The following is a 17,313-nucleotide window of genomic DNA, read 5'->3' on the forward strand; positions in this document are numbered from 1 at the left end:
GGGTCGTCTTGGCTTCCCGGGATCGGGGTACTGCGGACACCCACACACGGGTCGACGGAGAAGAGGCGGGCCATGCCACGGGAGAACGCCCTCGCGCCGGCGGAACGTCTGCGGCGGGCCGCGTCGGAGGTGTTCGGCTGGCGTGAGCTGCGGCCCGCCCAGCTCGCCGCGATGGAGGCGGTCGTCGCGGGCCGCGACACGCTGGTGGTCATGCCGACCGGCGCGGGAAAGTCGGCGGTGTACCAGGTGGCCGGGCTGCTGCTGCCCGGGCCCACCGTCGTCGTGTCGCCGCTGATCGCCCTCCAGCGGGACCAGATCGCGGGCCTGCCGGATCACGGCGCCGCGGACGCCGTCGCGGTCAACTCCGCCCAGTCCCAGGGGGCGACGCAGGCGGCGTGGGAGGCGGTGCGGCGCGGGGACGCCGAGTATCTGTTCCTCTCCCCCGAGCAGTTGACCAAGGACGAGGTGGTGGAGCGGCTGGCCCGCGCCCGCCCCTCGCTGTTCGTCGTCGACGAGGCGCAGTGCGTGGCGTCGTGGGGCCACGACTTCCGCCCTGACTATCTGCGCCTGGCCGGGGCGATCGCGCGCGTGGGCGGGCCGACGGTCCTCGCGCTGACGGCCACCGCCGCTCCCCCGGTGCGCGAGGAGATCGTGGAGCGCCTCGAGATGGACGACCCCGCGCTGGTCGTGGCCGGTTTCGACCGGCCGAACATCGCCCTGGAGGTACGCCGGTTCCAGGAGGACGCCGACAAGCGCCGGACGGTGGTGGAGCGCGCGGCGGCGGAGCCGGGGCCCGGGATCGTCTACACCGCGACCCGCAAGGACGCCGAGGCGTACGCGGCCGAGCTGATCGAGCGGGGTCTGACGGCGGCGGCCTACCACGCCGGGCTGGCCGCCGGTGTGCGCTCGCGGGTGCACGACGCCTTCCTGAGCGGCGAGACGGACGTGGTGGTGGCCACGTCCGCCTTCGGGATGGGCATCGACAAGGAGGACGTGCGGTTCGTGCTGCACGCGTCGATGCCGGGGTCCCTGGACGCGTACTACCAGGAGATCGGCCGGGCGGGCCGCGACGGTGAGCCTGCTCTCGCGGTGCTGCACTACCGCCCCGAGGACCGGGGCCTGCAGCGCCTCTTCGCCGCCCGGGCGCCCGACGAGGAGACCCTCGGCGAGGTCGCGGAGGAGATCCACGAGCAGGACGGTGCGGTCGCGCTGGACGAGGTCGGCGAGCGGACGGACCTGTCGCGCCGCCGGGTGACGGCCGCGGCCAACCTGCTGGAGGAGGCGGGCGCCGTGCGCGGCGACGCCGACGGCGAGGTGCGGGCCGTGCCCGGCGTCACGTCTCGGGAGGCTGCGCGGCGGGCGGTGGAGACGGCGGAGGCGCACCGCAGGCTGGAGCGGTCGAGGCTGGAGATGGTGGTCGGGTACGCGGAAACGACGGGGTGCCGGCGCCGCTTCCTCCTCGGCTACTTCGGGGAGGCGTACGACCCCCCGTGCGACGCCTGCGACGTGTGCCGCTCGGGCGCCGCCCCGCCCGCCGAGGCGCCCCGGCACGCCGCGGCCGACTCCTACCCGCCGGGGACGCCCGTACGGCACCGGGAGTGGGGCGACGGCACGATCATGAGCGAGGAGGGAGACCGGATCACCGTGCTGTTCGACTCCATGGGGTACCGGACCCTGTCGCTGGCCGCGGTCGCCGAGAAGGGCCTGCTCACCGCGCGCGAAGCGGGTGAACAACCCGACGGCTGAGGGGCGGCGGGGCGTTCAGTGCCGGTCGGCTTCGTCGCCGCCGCTGCCGCTGCCGGTACGGCTCGGCTGCCCGCCGCCGCTGGTTCCGTAGCCGCCGGGTACGCCCGGCACGCTGTCGGCGTCGGCCTCCTCGCGGCTCACGTGCCGGACCGCGCGGACGTTCGAGCGACGTTCCGGGTAGGGATAGCTGAACGGCCGGGCGTCGGCGCGTTCCTCCTCGGACTCGCGGATCTCGGACGCAGGGATCTTGGAGGCACGGATCTCGGTGGCAGGGGTCTCGGAGGTAGGGGTCTCGGAGGCACGGTTCTCGGATTCAGGCTTTTTGTCTGGTTTCGTCATGCCTTTCGGGTAACCCCGTGGCCCGGCGCCATGCAAGGGCTCGGCCCGTCACCTCGAAGCCGCCGCGGCCGTCAAAGCGGACCTCGTGCACGGCGTCGAAGCCGTCCGCCCGTGAGGGCTCGCACAACTGCCGGAGCGTGGCGAGGACGCCGACGTCCGGGACCCGCTCCCGGCCCTCGCGGGCGGCGTTGCGGCGCAGCGAGCCGGCCGCGTCGGGCGGGAACCAGTACGCCGTCGCGGTGGCGCCGTGGGCGTGGGCCGCCTCGACCAGCGGGCCCCACTCCTTCGGCGAGGGGTTGGTGTTGTCGACGGCCACCGAGCGCCCGGCGGCCAGGTGCTCGGCCACCAGCCGCATCTGCCGGCTCTGCTTGTTCCGCGCGCTCCGCGGGAAGAGGTCCTTGCTCACCAGCGCGTACCGGCCGGACAGCCGCTGCGCGTAGAAGGTCGACTTCCCGGACGCCTGGAGCCCGACCAGCACGGCGAGGTCCGGGTCCATACGCATGTGCCCACAATGCCCTACGGCGCCGGGTTCCTGCGCGGCCTGATCGTGGCGTTGGGCAGGGCGGGCGCCGGGAGCCGGTCTCCGGGGTAGCCCTCGACGCGGCCGAAGCGGTCCGACTCGGCCTCCCATGCCTGCCGGGCCTCCACGATGTCCTGGTGGCTGCGCCCGATGAAGTTCCACCACATGACGATCTCCTCACCGAAGGGCGGGCCGCCCAGCAGGACCAGCCGGGCCGGCTCGGCTGCCTCGTTGGCCAGGGTGAGCGTGGTGCGGCCGGGGGCGGCGTAGCCCAGTTCGGCGGGGCGCAGCGGCGTCCCGTCCATGCGGAGGTCGCCGGCGTCGACGAGGACGCCGTGTTCGAAGGCCGGGTCGACGTCGAGGGCGACGGTCGCACCCGGGTCGAGGGTGATCTCGGCGCCGAGCAGCGGGGTGAAGGTGCGCACGGGGGAGGCGTCGCCGGCCAGTTCGCCGAGGAAGACGCGGACGGCGCCGCCGGGCAAGGTCACGGGCGCGGGCTCGTAATGCTGGAAGTCCCGTGCCGCGTCACGGTGTTCGGCGGGCAGCGCCACCCACAGCTGCACTCCGTGCAGGACGGTGGTGGCGGGCGTGGAGACCTCGGAGTGGCAGATGCCGTGGCCGCCGGTCATCAGGTTGAGCTCGCCGGGCCGGACGTGGGCGTGGCTGCCGAGGGAGTCGCGGTGCTCGATCTCCCCGCTGAACAGCCAGCTCACGGTCTGCAGCCCGGTGTGCGGGTGCGGGGCGACGTCCATGCCGCCGCTCGCGGAGACGTCGTCGGGTCCGTAGTGGTCGGCGAAGCACCAGGCGCCGATGAGCGTCCGGGCCCGCTGGGGCAGCGTGCGGCGCACCCGCATGGCGCGGGGTCCGCCCAGGGGCACGTCCCTGGGGGTGAGCACCTCCACGGGCCGGCCCGGCGTCCCCTCGGCTTCGGTCCCGCAGGTCAACTCGGCGGGACGTGCCTCGGTGTTGCTCACCGTACGGCCTCCCCGCCGAGGAAGGTTTCCCGTTCAACATTCACCTCTCGATGATAGGACGTCCGGCGGGACTCCGCGCGACGAGGGAGCGCGGGTGATCGCCTCTCCCCGCACACGACGGCGGCTCCGCGTGACGGCGGGTGCGCACGCCGGTCGGGGATGCTGCCGGCCTCTCGCCCCCTCCGACGCGACTGGTGATTCACGCGGTCCCGGGCGCCGGGCGGGTCAGGAGACTTCGGGGACCGTAACCGCCGCTCATCCTGCATGGAGGTGCCGATGTCCGGTCCACCCGCCCGCAATATGTCGTGGACGCGTCGAACAGGAGCGTTACTGGCCGGCCTGCTGCTCTCGGCCGCGGGGATGTCCCTCACGCCCGCCGCGGCTGCCGAGGGCCCGACCGTCACCACCCGCTACGGGCAGGTGCGGGGCACGGCCGCCGAGACCGCGACGTCCTACCTCGGCATCCCGTACGCCGCCCCGCCGGTCGGCCAGCGGCGCTGGAAGCCGCCGGCCGCGCCCGAGCGCTGGTCCGGCGTCCGGGACGCCACCGCGCCGGGCGACCCCTGTATGCAGCGCGGCGGATCCACCCCCTGGGGCGACCTCGCGGGACCCGGCACGCCCAGTGAGGACTGCCTCTACCTGAACGTCTACACGCCCACCCGGCCGTCGGCGCACAAGCGCCCGGTGATGGTGTGGATCCACGGCGGCGGCTTCACCGTCGGCTCCGGCGCCTTCTACGACGGCGGCAAGCTGGCCGCACGCGGCGACGTGGTCGTCGTGAACTTCAACTACCGCCTGGGCGCGTTCGGTTACCTCGCCCACCCGGGCCTGGCCGCGGAGTCGCCGCTGGGCCTGTCCGGCAACTACGGCCTGCTCGACCAGCAGGCGGCCCTGCGCTGGGTGCGGGAGAACATCGCGGCGTTCGGCGGGGACCCCGGCAACGTCACGATCTTCGGCGAGTCGGCGGGCGGCGGCAGCGTCTGCCAGAACCTGGTCTCGCCGCGCACGGCCGGGCTGTTCGACCGGGCCGTCGCCCAGTCCGGCTGCGGCTTCCCCCTGCCGACGCAGGAGTCCCAGCAGCGCTCCGGAACGGCCTGGGCGGACTCGCTGGGCTGCGCGGACGTCGCCTGCCTGCGCGCCAGGCCCGCCGCGGACCTGCTCGCCGCCGCGTCGAGCCCGACCGCCCGCTGGACGCCCAACGTCGACGGCCTGGTCCTGCCGCTGCAGGTGCCGGAGGCGCTGGAGAGCGGACGGTTCCACCGCGTACCCCTCCTGCAGGGAACCACCGCCGACGAGGGCAGGCTCACCGTGGCGACCACGTACGACCTGGCGGGCCGCCAACTCACCGCCAGCGCCTTTCCGTCGGCCGTCCGCGCGGTCTACGGCGACCGGACGGACGCGATCCTCGCCCGCTACCCCCTCTCGGAGTACGGCACGCCCGCCGAGGCCCTGGGCGCGATCTTCACGGACTCCCAGTTCGCGTGCCTCCAGTCCCGCACGGCCCGCCTGGCGGCCCGACACGTCCGCTCGTACCAGTACGAGTTCGCCGACCGGCACGCCATGGACTACCTCGGCCTGCCCGTGAGCTTCCCGCTCGGCGCCCCGCACGGCTCCGAGATCCGCTACGTCTTCGGCGGCGTCTCGGGCACCCCCGAACAGAACGCCCTCGCCGACCGGATGCTCGGCTACTGGACCAACTTCGCGAAGACCGGCGTCCCCTACGCCGCCGACGCGCCGCGCTGGAGCCTCCACCCGAACGTGCAGACCCTCGCCCCCGAGGCGATCACCTCCGGAACGGCCTTCCCGCAGCACCACAAGTGCGACCTGTGGAACCCGCCCACGACCACCTGACCGGCGCCCCGGTAGCCTCCGCTCCCCGCCGGTGCCCACCGGCGGGGAGCGGGGCACTGGCACGAACGGCGAACGCGGTGGGCGCCCGAGGTCAGCCCTCCCAGTGGACCGTGCGGTCGCACCAGCGGTGCAGGAGGGTGCGGTCGTGGCCGACGGCGAGCAGGCCCGCGCCCGTGGTGGCGCGGTAGTCCTCGACGGCCGCGACCAGTGCCGCGGTCGTCGAGGCGTCCAGCATCGCGGTCATCTCGTCGCAGATCAGCCAGCGCGGGCGCAGGGCCAGGGCGCGGGCGAGGCAGGCGCGCTGCAGCTGGCCGTCGCTGACCTCGTGGGGGCGTCGGTGCAGCAGGTCGCCGGTCAGGCCGACGGCGGTGGCGAGTTCGGCGACCCGTGCGGCGGCCTCGGCGCGGCGGCCCGTGGCGCGCAGCGGTTCGGCGATCAGGTCGGCGAGCGGCAGCCGGGGGTCGGCGGAGAGCCGTGGCTGCTGGAAGACGACGCCGAAGGCGGTCCGCTGCCCGCGCGGGGCGCGATGGCGCCAGCGCCGCACCGGGACGCCGTCGAGGACGACGGTGCCGGAGTCGGGGCGGTGCAGCAGGGCCGCGACGCGGGCGAGGGTGGACTTGCCGCAGCCGCTGGGGCCGAGCAGGCCGACGGCCTCGCCTGGGGCGACGGTCAGGGAGACGTCCCGGAACACGGGGGCGCGCCGGTCGTATCCGGCGGTGATGGCGCGCAGTTCAAGCACGGACGTCCTCCGGCACGTACGGGTGGTGGCAGGCGATCCCGTCCACCGTCGGCGGCAGGGCGGCGCAGGCGTCGGTGGCCCGTGCGCAGCGGGCGGCGAAGGCGCAGCCGCCCGGGAGATCGCCCAGCTCGGGCGGCATGCCGGGGATGGGGGTGAAGTCGCGGTCGGGCAGGGCCCTCAGCAGGCCGCGGCTGTAGGGGTGGCGGGGTCCCGGGGCGCCGAAGAAGGCGGTGGCGTCGGCGAGTTCGACGATGCGGCCCGCGTACATCACCGCGACCCGGTCGGCGATGCGCTCCGCGGCGGCCAGATCGTGGGTGATCATCAGCAGGGCCCGTCCGCGGCCCGTCGCGTCCGGACCGTCGACGTGCCGCCGCAGTTCGTCGACCGTGCGCTCGACGAGGTCGCGGTCGAGTCCGGTCGTCGGTTCGTCGGCGAGCAGCAGGGGCGCGCCGCCGACGAGGGCGAGGGCGGTGGCGGCGCGCTGGGCGAGGCCGCCGGAGAGTTCGTGCGGATGGCGGTCGAGGTGATCGGCGGGGAACGCGGCCCGTTCGGCGGCGGCCCGGGCCGCGGCGCGGATCTCGGCGCGGCCGCGGGCGCCGGTGAGTTCGGCGACCGTCTCCTCCAGCTGGGAGCGGATGGTGCGCACCGGGGTCAGGTGCGCGGCCGGGCTCTGCGGTACGAGGCCGATGCGCCGGCCCCGTACCGTGCGGGCGAGGGTCCGCTCGTCCGCGGCGAGCAGGTCGAGGTCGCCGAGGCGCGCCTCGCCGGCGGTGCGGGCGTTGCCGGGCAGCAGGCCGAGCAGGGCGGAGGCGAGCACGGACTTGCCGCAGCCGCTCTCGCCGATCAGCGCCAGGCATTCCCCGGCCGCCACGTCGAAGTGCGCGTCGGTGACGGCGGCGACGCGGCGCCCGCCCGGCATGAGGAAGCGCACGGACAGACCGGTGACCGACAGGACGGTCTCTGGCTCGGTCACAGCATCAGCTCCGATCGGCGGCGGGGGTTGATCCGCTCCCGCCAGGCCCCTGCGAGACCGGCGACGGCGAGGGTCGGCACGATGAGGAACAGCCCTGGGAAGAGGGTCGGCCACCACTGCCCGGCCAGCAGCGAGCCGCGCGCGTTCTGGATCAGGGTGCCGAGGCTCGCGGTGTGGGTGGGCAGCCCGAGCCCGAGGAACGACAGGGCCGACTCGTGCCACATGGCGTGCGGGATCATCAGTACGGCGGCCAGCGCGGCCTGCGGCAGCACGCCGGGCAGCAGATGCCGTACCGCCACCCGCCACCGGGAGGCGCCGCCGGACACGGCCGCGTCGATGTAGGGGCGCCGGCGCAGGGAGAGGACCTCGGCGCGCACGATGCGGGCGGTCGACAGCCAGTGGGTGAGGGCGACCGAGACCACCACCGGCCAGACGCCGGGCCGGAACATGGCGACGATGAAGATGCCGAGCAGCAGATGCGGCACGGACGAGAAGGTGTCGACCAGCCGCATGACGGCACGGTCGACCCAGCCGCCGAAGGCGCCCGCGGTGGCTCCGACGGCGGTGCCGATCACGGTCGCCGTCAGGGCCGCCGCCACCCCGACGAGCAGCGAGACGCGCAGGCCGTAGACGCAGCGCAGCAGCAGGTCCCGGCCGACGTCGTCGGTGCCGAAGGGATGCGCCCAGCTGGGTGGCCGGAGTTTCGCGGCGAGGTCGACCGCCTGCTGGTCGAGCTGGACCAGCGGGGGCACGAGCAGCACGGCGAGGACGGTCACGGCCACCAGCGCGGCGGACGTGCGCGCCCGGACGGTGTGCGCGAAGCGGCGGTCGGGGACGCGCGAACGCCACGTGGTCTCGGCCGCGGCCTCAGCCATGGGAGTCACATTTCACTGAGCTTCACTCTCGGGTCGATCAGGCCGTACAGGAGGTCCGCCAGCAGGTTGCCGGCGAGGACGGCGACGGTGGCGAGGGCGGTGAGGGCGGCCAGCAGCGGGAAGTCGACGGCGGTGGCCGCCTCGACGGTGGCCGCGGCGATGCCGGGCCAGCTGAAGACGCTCTCCACCAGCAGGGCGCCGGTGATGAGTTCGGGGACGCGGGAGCCGATCAGGGTGAGGACGGGCAGCAGTCCGGAGCGCAGGGCGTGACCGAGCAGGACGGTGCGTTCGCTCAGCCCGCGGGCGCGGGCGCCGCGGACCGGGTCCTCCGCGAGCGCGTCGCCCACTCCCTGGCGGACGTACAGGGTGAACCAGGGCAGTTGGGACAGCGCGAGGACGCCGGCGGGCAGCACGAGGTGGTGCGCGACCTGTCCCGCGGTGACCCGTTCGCTGGCGGTGTCCGTCAGTCCCCCGGCGGGGAGCACGTCGAGTTGGAGGGCGAACAGCCAGACGGCGAGCAGGGCGGTCCAGAAGACCGGTGCGGCCTCCAGGGTGTAGGCGAGCGAGGTGACGGCGCGGTCGAGCCACGAGCCGGGGCGGCGGGCGGCGAGCACGCCCAGCAGCGTGCCGACGAGCACCGCGGCGGCGAACGCGACCGCGCACAGCAGCGTGGACCACACCAGGCGTTCACCGATGACCTGCGTCACCGGCTGCCGCATGACGCCGGACTGGCCGAGGTCGCCGGTGACGGCGGAGGTCAGCCACTCCCACCAGCGCACGGCGAAGGGCTCGTCCACGCCGAGGTTGGCCCGCAGCCGGTCCAGCGTCTCCTGGTCGGCGCCGAGCGCGGCGGTGCCTGCGTAGGCCTTGACGGGGTCGAACGGGGAGGCGGCGGCGATGGCGAACACGCCGAAGGTGACGACGAGGAGGACGGGGGCGGCGAACAGGGTCCGCCGTCCCGCCAGACGCGCCATCGCTCCCCAGGGCGGTGAGGTCACTTCTTCGGCCGCCAGTCCTCGATGTTCCACCACGGGCCGCTGGCGAAGCCGTGCTCGTGCGGCTCGAGTTGGGTGGTCAGGCCGTCCCAGCGGTCGGCGAGCACGTAGACGTGGTCGATGTGGGTGAGGAAGGTGTAGCCGGGGTTCTTCACCAGTTCGCGCTGGACCGTGTCGTAGGCGGCCTCGCGCACGGCCGGGTCCTGGCTGCGGCGGCCGGTGTCGAGCGCCTTGTCCACGGCCGGGTTGGCGTAGCGGCCCATGTTGTTGAAGCCGTCCCCGGCGAGGGAGGAGTGCAGCATGGTGTAGAGGCCGAAGTCCGGGTCGCCGGTGCTGCCGAAGCCCGCGAGGACGGCGTCGTCCTTCATCCGCGGCTCGATGACCTCCCAGGTGGCGCTCTCGACCTCGACCTCGATGCCGGCCTTCTTGGCGTCGGAGGCGTAGGCGAGGGCGTGGTCCTGGCGGACCTTGTCGCCCGAGGGGTAGAGCAGGGTGAAGGCGGCCCTGCGGCCGTCCTTGACGCGGACGCCGTCGCCGCCCGGCTTCCAGCCCGCCTCGTCGAGGATCTTCCGGGCCCGGTCCAGGTCCTGGGCGCGCTCGATTCCCCGGGCGTACCAGGGGTCGTCGCCGGGCAGCGGCCCGTACGCCGGGCGGCCCGCGCCGTCGAGGATCTTGTCGACCATGGCCTCGCGGTCCACGGCGGCGTCGAGGGCCTGCCGGACGGCGCGGTCGCCGGTGACCGCGTTCGCGGTGGGGAGGGTGACGGTGCGGTAGTCGTAGGACTCGGCGACGTGGGTCCGCCTCCCGTCGTCGTTCCTGAACGTGGCGGCGAGGTTGGGCGGGAGGACGGCGCCGTCGAGGTCGCCGGAGCGCAGCCGGGTGGCGCGTACGTCGTCGTCCTCGACGATCGCCATGGTGAACTTCTCGACCTCGGGCTTGCCGCCCCAGTAGTGCGGGTTGGCCTTGAAGGTGAGCTTCTCGCCCCTGCTCCAGCCGGTCAGGACGTAGGGGCCGGTGCCGATCGGCCTGGTGTTGAAGGAGCCGGTGTTGGGGTTCTGTCCGCCGGCGATGTGCTCGGGGACGATCGGCAGCACCGTGCGCGCGGCGAAGGGCGCGTAGGGGTACTTGAGGGTGAAGACGACCTTGTCGTCGCCTGCCGCCCGCACCTCCTCGACGGCGTCCAGTTCGCTCTTGGCGGTGTTGTTCGTCCGGTCGTCGAGGATGGTGCGGTACGTGAAGACGACGTCGGCGGAGGTGAGCGGCTCGCCGTCGCTGAACTTCACACCGTCGCGCAGGGTGTACGTGTACGTACGGCCGTCGTCGCCGACCTCGGGCAGCGAGGCCGCCAGGGCCGGCTTGAGGTTCAGGTCGGCGTCGCGGGTGAGCAGCCCGTCGAAGATCTTGGAGTTGCCGTCCTTGCCGTAGCCGAGGAGCGGGCTGAGCGTGTCCGGCTCGGAGGCGACCCCGATCACGACGGACGCGCCGGCCTCCTCACCGCCCGTGCCGCCGCCGGGGGCCGAACAGCCGGCGATGCCGCCCGCCAGCGCCGCCACGACGGCGGCGCCTCGTATCCGTCGGGTCGTCATGAACCTCACACCCTTTATTGCTGATCAACTGTTGTTGCATATTAATCGCAGCAAGAGGCTGCTCGTGACGGTCCCCCGACAAACAGAACGCGCCACGACAGTTACGCAACCGTTCGGTTGCACTAGGCTCTGACCTGTGCAACTCTTGGGTTGCATCGAACGACGGCGACGGAGGAGTTCCGCTGTGGGCGAGGGCCGGACCGAGCGCGAGGGAGCCATATGACGGAGGAACGCCCCGGCGCCGACGGGGCAGCCGAGACCGTCGACGGCGTCCTGGGCGCGCTGGCCGACCCGACGCGGCGCCGGCTGCTCGATCTGCTCGCCGCGCGGGGCGAGGCCACCGCCACGACGCTCGCCGGGCGACTCCCCGTCTCGCGGCAGGCCGTGGTCAAGCACCTGGCCGTCCTGGACGCCGCCGGACTGGTGTCGGCGAGCCGGGCCGGCCGCGAGGTGCGGTACGCCGTGCGCCCCGCGGCCCTGGACGCGACGGCCCGTTGGATGGCCTCGCTCGCGTCCGAGTGGGACCGCCGGCTGGCGCACGTCAAACGGGTCGCCGAGGCGGCGGAGGGGGACCCGGATCCGCCGGACCACGACTGAGAGAGGCACAGCCATGGACACGACAGCACTGCGGGACGCCTACGAGGCCCTGCTCGACACGGCGGCCCTGCCCGGTCTCGGCGAGCCCGACGACGGAGGATGGAACGCCGACCTGATCCTGGCTCACCTCCTCAGCGTCGACGCCTCGGTCACGGCGGTCGCCCTCGACGTGGTCGCCGGCAGACGGCCCTCCTTCGACAACCGCGTCTGCCTCGACACCTGGAACCTGCGCCGCATCGTCGCCGGGCACACGGGGCGCGCCGACCTCGTCGTGCACGTCCGCGCCCAGGCGGGCGTCCTGTGCGACATCGCGGACCGCCTCGGCGAGGAGGACGCCTCGGTCCCGGTGCCGACGCTCCTGCTGTCCCACGACGCCGTGGTGCTGGACCAGCCGGTGCCGCTGGCGGGGCTCATCGACGGTCTGGCCGAAAACCACGTACCCGGGCACACGCGGCAACTGCTCGACCTGCGCGAGGCCGCGTAGCAGCACGCCTGAGCCCCACCGCCGCGTCGGACGGACACCCGGCTTCGTACGCGTCGCCCCCCAGCCCGGAGCCAGACGGAACCGGACCGCCGCACGAGGCGTTCTCCCCATGAGCGGGACGGACCGGCCCGCTGCCGCCGAACGACGAGGACGAGGTATGAGCGACAAGGCCCGCAAGCTGTTCGAGGCCCTCGACCTTGACCACAACGGCACGCTGACCAGGGAAGAGGTGATCGTAGCCCTGCGCACGAAGGGCCCTTCCCTGGCCGCTTCGGGCGTCCTGCCGTTCTGGGGCGTCCAGGACGCCGAGGCGTCCTCCGCCCTCTTCGACGCCGCCGACCAGAACGGGGACGCCGTCCTCACCCCGGAGGAGTTCGCGGCGGTGGTGGACCGCCGGTTCGGCTGGAGCTGATCCCTTCCCCTGGTCTACCCCGGCCCTGGAGAGGGCCCGCTCCGGATACGTCTCGCAGGAGACACGAGCCCCGGCGGTCCTCGGCGGGCTCCCGGGGCGGGCGTCCGCACCGGCAATCCGCAGTCGGACCGGGCCGGCCGGTTCGCCCGGGAGCAGGTGGTCCTGCCACCGCTCCCGGGCGGAGCGGGTGTCAGCCGGCCGAGCAGACGGCGCCGTTCAGGCGGAAGACCGTCGGATCGGGGTTGGGCCCGTCGTTGGCGCCGACGAACCCGAAGGAGGCCGACGACGTGCCGCCCGCGGCGAGCGCTCCGGCGCCGTCGGGCGCCGTCACCCGGACGTGCCGGCCGGTCTGCTGGAACGTGGCGTTCCAGCCGTTGGACACCGACTGGCGGTCGGTCGGCCAGTCCCAGTCCACGGTCCAGCCGGTGATCGGGGTGTCGGAGAGGTTCCGCACGGTGACCGTGGCCACGAAGCCGTTGCCCCAGCTCGTGTCACGGTGGTACGTCACCGCGCAGGACGCCTCCCCGGGGGTGCCGGTGGTGAAGGTGAGCGGATCGGACGGGGCGGACAGGCGGCCGGAGGCGTCGGCCGCGAGCACGTTGACCGTGTGGGAGCTGCCCGGGGGCAGGTTCCGCAGGGTGACGGACGTGCCGGTGGCCTCGCCGATCAGCCGGGTGTGGGCGCCGTCGCGTGCCTGGACCAGGTAGCGGGCCGCGCCGGGCGCGCCCTGCCACGACAGGCGGGCGGTGGTGTCGGTCACCGACTCCAGGCGCGGGGTTCCCGGGGTGCCTGCCGCGGAGGCGGCGGGCCCGGTGCCGGCCTTGGGAGTGAGGGTGACGGCGAGCATCCCGTACGGCGGCACGGTGACCTGGGAGGCGGCGGCGGGGCCGGCGGCGACGTCGGTGATGTCGCTGTCGCCGCGCGCGTAGCGGCTGACCTCGGGTGCGGCGGCGGACGGGGTGAAGCCCGCGTAGTCCAGGTCCACGGTCCGTGCGGCGTCCTGGTCCTTGTTGATCAGCAGCACGCTGAGCCTGCCGTCGCGGCGGTGCACGGCGTGCGCGGAGACGTCCTGCGCGGAGGACGCGGCGGCGACCAACGTGTCACCCGCACCGCCGAGTTCGCTGGTCATCTTCATGCCGTAGTACGGGTGGAACGGCGTGTTGGGCGCCGGTTCGCACACGTCACCGGTGCAGCCGCCGCTGGAGAGCATGCCCATGTCGCCGTAGTCGGTCTCGCCGTCGACGGTGGTGATGCGGCCCGGTCCGTTGTGGGTGTCCCACCACTCGACCGTGAAGACGCCGTTCTCCAGCGCCGTCATGAACGCGTCGGCGGCGAACAGGCCGTTGGGGCGCGCGGTGAGCATGGCGCCGCCGGTGTTGGTGTTGATCTCGGTGAGGGCGATGCCGATGCGCGGCGAGTCGGCGCCGGCGTACCGGTCCAACTGGTTGCGGACCTCGCGCAGTTCGCCGGGGAGCCTGGTGAGCCGGTTCATGGCGGCCTCGGCGGTGGTGTCGGCGCCGCCCGCGTACCAGTGCACGCTCACGAAGTCGATGACGTCGGTGACCTGGGAGAGCACGGTGTGGTTCCAGTCGCCCGGATCGCCCGCGCCGACCACGCCGTCCGGCCAGTGGCCCGGGGTGGTGAGCACCGCGCCGATCTTGATGGTCGGGTCGACGGCCTTCATGGCCTCGGCGTAGGCGCGGACCTGACGGGCGTACTCCTTGGGGCTCTTGTCGGGGTGCTCGTCGTGCTCCCAGCCGCTGCCGTAGTGGCCGTTGCCGTAGATCTCGTTGCCGATCTCCCAGTACTTGGCGTCGTAGTCCTTGGTGACGTTGGCGTACCGGACCCAGCCGGCCGCCTCCTCGGGCGTGCCCGAACCGTAGTTGGCGATCAGGATGGGCTGGGCGCCGGTGGCGCGGACGGTGCCCATGAAGGCGTCGAAGCCGGTGCCGGGGGCGACGTATCCGCCGGGCGCCGTATGGGTCTCCCAGTGGTAGATGTCCGCGTAGGAGCCGCCGGGGTAGCGCATCGCCCCGACGTCGGCCGCCTTCATCAGGTCGGCGACCTCCGGGTCGTTCATGTGCGAGTCCCAGATGGCGGCGTTGACACCGCGCGCGACGTCGGTCATGCGGCCCAGCGCGGCCTGGGTGTTGATCCGGACCGCGACGTCCGCGGCGGGCTCCTCCTGCGACGCCGCCGAGGCGACGCCGGCCGCGCCCGGCGGGGACAGCAGGGCGAGACCGGCGGCCAGGGCGGCGGCGGTCCGCACGAGGCGGCGCAGACCGGTGCCGGCCGGCCGGCCGGATCTGTGGGGGTGGGGCATGCGGGGGTCCTCCCTAGGAGCAGGCGGCACGGGGAACGGTGCGTGGCTGCGGTGCGGTGCGACGTGTGGTGCACGAGCGAGCGGCGGCATGATCCCGCCGGTGGGAGCGCTCCCATGATGGAAGTGACGTGATGATCTGTCAACGGACGGGACGGGGACGGCAGAAGGGCAGGACGGAGACGGCGAGAGGGCGTGTCGGGGAGGGGGCGGCGGGGACGGGGCGGGGGAAGACGGACGGGCGGAGCCCTCCGGCGGCGGGGCCCGTACATCCCGCCACCGGACGGTTCCGCCCGCGTGTCGCGCGGACCTGCGCCCTGTCAGCCCGCGGGCACCGTGTCCTCGAAGGCGGTGCCGGCCGAGCGGTAGGCGTCGACCTTCGCCTGGACCTGGGCGGGAGTGAGGACCTGGTCCTTGACGTGGAGGACGTAGTCGACCTGCTCCTCGTACGCCCTCGGCGTGGTCGACGTCTGGCCCTGGAGGTCGATCAGCCACTGGTTGAAGTTGATCGACATGGGCCGCTCGGGCAGGTAGGCGGCGTCGTGCGTGCCGAAGTGCCGGCCGTCGACGTAGTACTTGATGGAGCTGCCGTCGATGGTGAGCACCAGGTCGTGCCAGCCCGCGTAGCTCTGGCGGCTCTCGGTGTGCTGGTTGACCGCCTGCCACGGGTCGGGGTTGTAGGTTTCCCAGGAGGTCGTGTAGAGGATGTTCGCGGGCTCGCCCCAGCCGCCGTTGGGGAGGTACTCGAAGTCGTACTCGGCGTAGTCGTCGGCCATCGGGGCCTTGAGGTCGTTGATGGTGAAGAAGGTCTGGACGAGGCGGTCGCCGTCCGGGCCGTACTGGGGGGCGTCGCTGAACCTGACGCGGGCGGCATAGGTGCCGTTGCGGAACTTGGTCGCCTTGGTGAGGATCTCGGTCTGCTCGGTGGTGGCGGGGGTGCCGGCCGTAGAGGTCTCCATCCGCATGACGGTGTTGCCGTTGCTGGTGGAGAAGGTCACGTTGGACGGGTCCCAGATGGCGCCGGGGACGCCGGGGCCGCCGGAGTTGGAGCGGACGCTCCAGCCGTTGGCGGAGATCCTCGGGTCGGTGTGCGAGGTGTAGCTGAAGTCGTCCCACAGGGTGCCGGAGCCGCCGGGCGGGGGCGTGGTGGGCGGCGGGTCGGTGGGGCCGCCGCCGGCCGGTGCGACGCCCCAGACCTGCTGGCCGGCGCGGGTGGCGGTGACCTTGGTCCAGTCGCCGTAGGCGGTCTGGGCGGCGTTGAAGGAGTAGTCGTCGCTCTGCCGCAGCGGCTGCCAGGTGGACTGGTGGAAGCGCAGCTGCATGTCGCCGGTGTCGGCGCCCGGCGCGAGGGAGCCCGCGCCGGAGGTGAAGCCGATCTCCAGGTAGCGGTCGGCGGTGTCGGTCGGGTTGGCGAGGGTGCCGAAGACGCCGGTGATGTTGGCGCAGCCCTTGGCCGCCCAGGAGCAGGCGAAGCGGTAGACCGCGCCGGGCGAGTCGGCCTTGAAGTAGTAGCGGAGCCTGACCTCGCTCAGCGGCAGGGCGGTGTCGGCGGTGTTGCGCACCTTGAACCAGGGTTCGCTCTGATCGGCGGTGGCGCCGGGGGCGCTGGTGCGGTACTGCACCGACAGTCCGCCCGCTGCGGCGGCGGTGCCCGGCAGGGCGGCGAGAGCGGCGGCGCCCAGGACGGTCGCGGCGGCCGTGGCGACGGCGGCGCGCAGGCGGGTGCGGCGTCGGGAGGGTCGGGTGTCGTTGCTGGTCACAGTGGTGTCCTCCGTGATGTCCAGGCCCGGTGGGGGCGTGCGTGGGGGGTGGGGGCGGAGTCGGTCCGGCCGACCGGTTGTCCACTGGACAGGTGACCTGTCGATGAGGGAAGAAAGTGGCATAGACCAATCGGGTCGTCAACCCCCCTTGAAACAACGGCATTTGCCTCGAGCCGAAGGAGCAGAAACGCTTCCGCCGATGAGCGATCGGCGTTTAACTGGTATTGACCAGTCCGTCCTGTCGTCGCGGCGGCAGGGGTCGGCGGAGGGGAGATGAGGGCAAGCGTGCTCAAACGCGAGCGGGTCCGTGACGCCGTCCTGGAGATGGTGGAGGCACGCCGGCCGGGAGACGCCCTCCCCTCCGAGCGGACCCTGTGCGCGCGGCTCGGGGTGTCCCGCCCCACCTTGCGGTCGGCCGTGGACGAACTGGTCACCTCCGGTGTCCTCGTCCGCGCGCACGGCCGGGGCGTCTTCGTCGCGCCGGAGAAGATCACCCAGGAACTGGTGGCGGGCCACCACTCGCTCGGGGTGCCCCCGGCGTCGGGGGTCTGGTCGAGCCGGCTGCTGGAGTTCGCCGTCCTGCCGGCGGGCGCCCGGGTGGGCCGCAGGCTGCGTCTGTCCCCCGCCGCGGACATCGTCTACGTGGCCCGGCTGCGTCTGGTCGACGGCGCCCCGATGGCCGTGGAGCACCTGCACATCCCCGCCGGCCTGGTCCCCGGTCTCACCGCGGCGGAACTGGAACAGGGGGACCTGTACGAGCATCTGCGCACGCACCACGGCGTGCACGTGAGCGAGGCGACGCAGTCGATCGAACCGACCGTGGTGACCCGTGAGGAGGCGGCCGTCCTGGACGTGCCGGAGCTCTCCCCCGCCCTGCTCTTCGAGCGCCTGACCACCGACACCGGCGGACGCCCGGTGGAGTACGTCCACTCGCTCTACCGCGGGGACCGCTACCGCATCGTCTCCCGCCTCACCCTCGAAGTCGGCGCCGTGCCCGCCGGCACCGCGCCCGTCTCCCGGTCCGCCGGCCACCATCCGGGCATTCCGCCGGGCGACCTCCCGCACGGCGACGCGGTCTCCGCCTCGACCCTGGGCGACGTGCACAGAGCGCGCTGAGCCCTGGAAGGCGACAAGGGACCGGC

16 protein-coding genes are annotated in these 17,313 nt (G+C 73.6%); 6 read left to right on the top strand and 10 right to left on the bottom strand.

The window, feature by feature from the left end:
* Window positions 1-72: 72 nt before the first annotated feature.
* On the top strand, window positions 73-1,746 hold the full coding sequence (locus ACZ6KF_RS10160) for a RecQ family ATP-dependent DNA helicase (RefSeq protein WP_469238028.1): 1,674 nt from the start codon (window positions 73-75) through the stop codon (window positions 1,744-1,746).
* Between the two features lie 15 nt (window positions 1,747-1,761).
* Here ACZ6KF_RS10160 and ACZ6KF_RS10165 read toward each other — a convergent pair whose 3' ends face one another.
* Genes ACZ6KF_RS10165 through ACZ6KF_RS10175 form a run of 3 tightly spaced genes read right to left on the bottom strand, consistent with a single transcriptional unit; the run spans window position 1,762 to window position 3,579 of the window.
* Window positions 1,762-2,085: a hypothetical protein gene (locus tag ACZ6KF_RS10165; RefSeq protein ID WP_469238030.1), complete on the bottom strand. Its 324-nt coding sequence runs from the start codon at window positions 2,083-2,085 to the stop codon at window positions 1,762-1,764.
* The gene (locus tag ACZ6KF_RS10170) at window positions 2,060-2,587 is read right to left on the bottom strand and encodes an AAA family ATPase (RefSeq protein WP_356635114.1); all 528 of its coding nucleotides are present in this window, start codon (window positions 2,585-2,587) and stop codon (window positions 2,060-2,062) included. Before ACZ6KF_RS10170 ends, ACZ6KF_RS10165 begins: the two co-directional genes overlap by 26 nt.
* A gap of 14 nt (window positions 2,588-2,601) precedes the next feature.
* Window positions 2,602-3,579, bottom strand: a complete 978-nt coding sequence (locus ACZ6KF_RS10175; RefSeq protein ID WP_356635116.1) for a pirin family protein — start codon at window positions 3,577-3,579, stop codon at window positions 2,602-2,604.
* A gap of 276 nt (window positions 3,580-3,855) precedes the next feature.
* Between ACZ6KF_RS10175 and ACZ6KF_RS10180 the strand changes: the two genes are divergently transcribed.
* Window positions 3,856-5,430, top strand: a complete 1,575-nt coding sequence (locus ACZ6KF_RS10180; protein WP_469238032.1) for a carboxylesterase/lipase family protein — start codon at window positions 3,856-3,858, stop codon at window positions 5,428-5,430.
* A 91-nt stretch (window positions 5,431-5,521) separates the two neighbouring features.
* Here the strand turns inward: ACZ6KF_RS10180 and ACZ6KF_RS10185 are convergent, their stop codons facing one another.
* Genes ACZ6KF_RS10185 through ACZ6KF_RS10205 form a run of 5 tightly spaced genes read right to left on the bottom strand, consistent with a single transcriptional unit; the run spans window position 5,522 to window position 10,598 of the window.
* Window positions 5,522-6,169, bottom strand: a complete 648-nt coding sequence (locus ACZ6KF_RS10185; protein ID WP_469238035.1) for an ABC transporter ATP-binding protein — start codon at window positions 6,167-6,169, stop codon at window positions 5,522-5,524.
* Window positions 6,162-7,142: an ABC transporter ATP-binding protein gene (locus ACZ6KF_RS10190; protein WP_469238037.1), complete on the bottom strand. Its 981-nt coding sequence runs from the start codon at window positions 7,140-7,142 to the stop codon at window positions 6,162-6,164. The genes ACZ6KF_RS10185 and ACZ6KF_RS10190 overlap by 8 nt, the downstream gene beginning before the upstream one ends.
* Entirely contained in the window at window positions 7,139-8,017 is an 879-nt protein-coding gene (locus tag ACZ6KF_RS10195; RefSeq protein ID WP_356635124.1) for an ABC transporter permease, read from the bottom strand. Before ACZ6KF_RS10195 ends, ACZ6KF_RS10190 begins: the two co-directional genes overlap by 4 nt.
* 5 nt (window positions 8,018-8,022) lie before the next feature.
* Window positions 8,023-8,991, bottom strand: coding sequence for an ABC transporter permease (locus ACZ6KF_RS10200; protein ID WP_469159379.1), 969 nt, complete (start codon window positions 8,989-8,991; stop codon window positions 8,023-8,025).
* 20 nt (window positions 8,992-9,011) lie between these two features.
* Complete coding sequence (locus tag ACZ6KF_RS10205) at window positions 9,012-10,598, bottom strand: ABC transporter substrate-binding protein (RefSeq protein ID WP_469159380.1); 1,587 nt, start codon at window positions 10,596-10,598, stop codon at window positions 9,012-9,014.
* A gap of 219 nt (window positions 10,599-10,817) precedes the next feature.
* On the opposite strand from ACZ6KF_RS10205, the gene ACZ6KF_RS10210 reads away from it, so the two are divergent.
* The 3 genes from ACZ6KF_RS10210 (at window position 10,818) to ACZ6KF_RS10220 (ending at window position 12,091) form a co-directional block, all read left to right on the top strand.
* On the top strand, window positions 10,818-11,195 hold the full coding sequence (locus ACZ6KF_RS10210; RefSeq protein ID WP_356635130.1) for an ArsR/SmtB family transcription factor: 378 nt from the start codon (window positions 10,818-10,820) through the stop codon (window positions 11,193-11,195).
* Between the two features lie 13 nt (window positions 11,196-11,208).
* A complete protein-coding gene (locus ACZ6KF_RS10215) occupies window positions 11,209-11,679 on the top strand; it encodes a hypothetical protein (RefSeq protein WP_469159381.1) in 471 nt (156 codons plus the stop codon).
* Window positions 11,680-11,836: 157 nt separating this feature from the next.
* On the top strand, window positions 11,837-12,091 hold the full coding sequence (locus ACZ6KF_RS10220) for an EF-hand domain-containing protein (RefSeq protein WP_356635134.1): 255 nt from the start codon (window positions 11,837-11,839) through the stop codon (window positions 12,089-12,091).
* A 190-nt stretch (window positions 12,092-12,281) separates the two neighbouring features.
* Here the strand turns inward: ACZ6KF_RS10220 and ACZ6KF_RS10225 are convergent, their stop codons facing one another.
* Window positions 12,282-14,414, bottom strand: coding sequence for a cellulose binding domain-containing protein (locus ACZ6KF_RS10225; protein WP_356635136.1), 2,133 nt, complete (start codon window positions 14,412-14,414; stop codon window positions 12,282-12,284).
* Between the two features lie 317 nt (window positions 14,415-14,731).
* The gene (locus ACZ6KF_RS10230) at window positions 14,732-16,171 is read right to left on the bottom strand and encodes a cellulose binding domain-containing protein (RefSeq protein WP_356635138.1); all 1,440 of its coding nucleotides are present in this window, start codon (window positions 16,169-16,171) and stop codon (window positions 14,732-14,734) included.
* Between the two features lie 273 nt (window positions 16,172-16,444).
* On the opposite strand from ACZ6KF_RS10230, the gene ACZ6KF_RS10235 reads away from it, so the two are divergent.
* Window positions 16,445-17,287: a GntR family transcriptional regulator gene (locus ACZ6KF_RS10235; protein ID WP_356635140.1), complete on the top strand. Its 843-nt coding sequence runs from the start codon at window positions 16,445-16,447 to the stop codon at window positions 17,285-17,287.
* Window positions 17,288-17,313 lie beyond the last annotated feature (26 nt).

The organism is Streptomyces sp. NPDC046379, assembly GCF_055587785.1.

Coding starts and splice junctions, on each gene's coding strand:
- ACZ6KF_RS10235 (WP_356635140.1), top strand. CDS start 16,445: ATGAGGGCAAGCGTGCTCAAACGCGAGCGGGTCCGTGACGCCGTCCTG.
- ACZ6KF_RS10220 (WP_356635134.1), top strand. CDS start 11,837: ATGAGCGACAAGGCCCGCAAGCTGTTCGAGGCCCTCGACCTTGACCAC.
- ACZ6KF_RS10225 (WP_356635136.1), bottom strand. CDS start 14,414: ATGCCCCACCCCCACAGATCCGGCCGGCCGGCCGGCACCGGTCTGCGC.
- ACZ6KF_RS10205 (WP_469159380.1), bottom strand. CDS start 10,598: ATGACGACCCGACGGATACGAGGCGCCGCCGTCGTGGCGGCGCTGGCG.
- ACZ6KF_RS10210 (WP_356635130.1), top strand. CDS start 10,818: ATGACGGAGGAACGCCCCGGCGCCGACGGGGCAGCCGAGACCGTCGAC.
- ACZ6KF_RS10200 (WP_469159379.1), bottom strand. CDS start 8,991: ATGGCGCGTCTGGCGGGACGGCGGACCCTGTTCGCCGCCCCCGTCCTC.
- ACZ6KF_RS10215 (WP_469159381.1), top strand. CDS start 11,209: ATGGACACGACAGCACTGCGGGACGCCTACGAGGCCCTGCTCGACACG.
- ACZ6KF_RS10180 (WP_469238032.1), top strand. CDS start 3,856: ATGTCCGGTCCACCCGCCCGCAATATGTCGTGGACGCGTCGAACAGGA.
- ACZ6KF_RS10165 (WP_469238030.1), bottom strand. CDS start 2,085: ATGACGAAACCAGACAAAAAGCCTGAATCCGAGAACCGTGCCTCCGAG.
- ACZ6KF_RS10170 (WP_356635114.1), bottom strand. CDS start 2,587: ATGCGTATGGACCCGGACCTCGCCGTGCTGGTCGGGCTCCAGGCGTCC.
- ACZ6KF_RS10160 (WP_469238028.1), top strand. CDS start 73: ATGCCACGGGAGAACGCCCTCGCGCCGGCGGAACGTCTGCGGCGGGCC.
- ACZ6KF_RS10195 (WP_356635124.1), bottom strand. CDS start 8,017: ATGGCTGAGGCCGCGGCCGAGACCACGTGGCGTTCGCGCGTCCCCGAC.